Below are 1578 nucleotides of genomic sequence, written 5' to 3'. Positions count from 1 at the left end.
CACGCTTGAAGCCGCCACCGCGGTTGTCATCACGCTGGAAACCGCCACCGCGGTTGTCATCACGCTTGAAGCCGCCACCGCGGTTGTCATCACGCTTGAAGCCGCCACGGTCATCATTGCGGAAACCGCCACCACGGTTGTCATCACGCTTGAAGCTGCCACGGTCATCATTGCGGAAACCGCCACCGCGGTTGTCATCACGCTTGAAGCCGCCACCGCGGTTGTCATCACGCTTGAAACCGCCACCGCGGTTGTCATCACGCTTGAAACCGCCACCGCGGTTGTCATCACGCTTGAAGCCACCACGGTCATCATTGCGGAAACCGCCACCGCGGTTGTCATCACGCTTGAAGCCACCGCCACGGTTGTCATCACGCTTGAAGCCACCACCACGGTTGTCATCGCGCTTGAAGCCGCCACCGCGGTTGTCATCGCGACGCTCGCCACGGAAACCACCACGGTCATCATTGCGGAAGCCACCGCCACGGTTGTCATCGCGACGCTCGCCGCGGAAACCACCACGGTCATCATTGCGGAAACCACCACCACGGTTATCGTCACGCTTGAAGCCACCACCACGGTTGTCATCACGCTTGAAGCCACCACCACGGTTGTCATCACGCTTGAAGTCACCGCCGCGGTCAGCATTACGGTCACCGCGGAAGCCACCACGGTTATCGTCGGTGCGCTTGAAATCACTACGGTCGTCGCGACGCTTGAAGCCATCGCGGGAGTTGTTGCGGTTTGAATCTGAGTTCCGGAAGTCGCCTCGTGCGTTGTCGGAGTTACGGCGGAATTCGTTAGACATCTAATGTCCCCTTCAGCGGCTATCTCAATACCGCAACCTTCGTGTTTGCCTTTGCAAATCACTTCACTATTAACTATTCAGCATGCCCTCGAGGCATGTACATCTAAATTCAAGTCTACGGGAGGCACGAGTCATACCATAGGGAAACGGGTCCAATGTGGCAAGACACTCAGTGGCGGCCCTAAGGTTGTCCCCCAGCCATCGACGCATGCGTAGCCGATCGAAGCCCCTTGATAGATTCAACTCTTCTAAAAGGGGTTAACGACAAAAAGGGCCCAGCATGAAACTGAACCCATAGGCTGTAGCAAGTCGATTACCAGGGGACGGGTTAAACAGGTGAGGCCCCGGCACCAAACGGTACCAGGGCCTCAAACCATCTACTCAAGTTAAGTCCGGCGGTGACCTACTCTCCCACACCCTCACGAGTGCAGTACCATCGGCGCAGTGGGCCTTAGCTTCCGGGTTCGGTATGGGACCGGGCGTTTCCCCCACGCTATGACCGCCGTAACAATCACGAAGCACACAAACCAAAACGTTTCCTGGTCAATGTTTTCCGGTGCTACAAAGTCTTGTAACTCATCTTGTATTTGCTGGCTAGAGGTTGTTGTCTCGTAACCGCATAGTGAACGCGAACAGCATTGAAATCATCAGTTCAAATATTGTTTTATTGTGTGTTGAAAGTCATCGGCCTATTAGTACAGGTCAGCTACACAAGTCTTTAGTCCTTGCTTCCACATCCTGCCTATCAACCCAGTGGTCTAGCTGGGGGC

At 55.4% G+C, this 1578-nt stretch carries 1 protein-coding gene and 1 rRNA gene; one reads left to right on the top strand and one right to left on the bottom strand.

Annotation, left to right across the window (positions count from 1 at the left end; all coding sequences use genetic code 11):
• A partial coding sequence (locus ACNPM8_RS11430) for a hypothetical protein (protein ID WP_448939862.1) occupies positions 1 to 748 on the top strand: 748 nt, incomplete at its 5' end.
• 450 nt (positions 749 to 1198) lie between these two features.
• Here the strand turns inward: ACNPM8_RS11430 and rrf are convergent.
• A 5S ribosomal RNA gene (rrf, locus tag ACNPM8_RS11425) occupies positions 1199 to 1315 on the bottom strand.
• Positions 1316 to 1578 lie beyond the last annotated feature (263 nt).

It is taken from the genome of Glutamicibacter sp. AGC46, from assembly GCF_053543715.1.
Note: the sequence above shows the minus strand (reverse complement) of the source record. Positions and strands in the feature narration are given on the sequence as shown.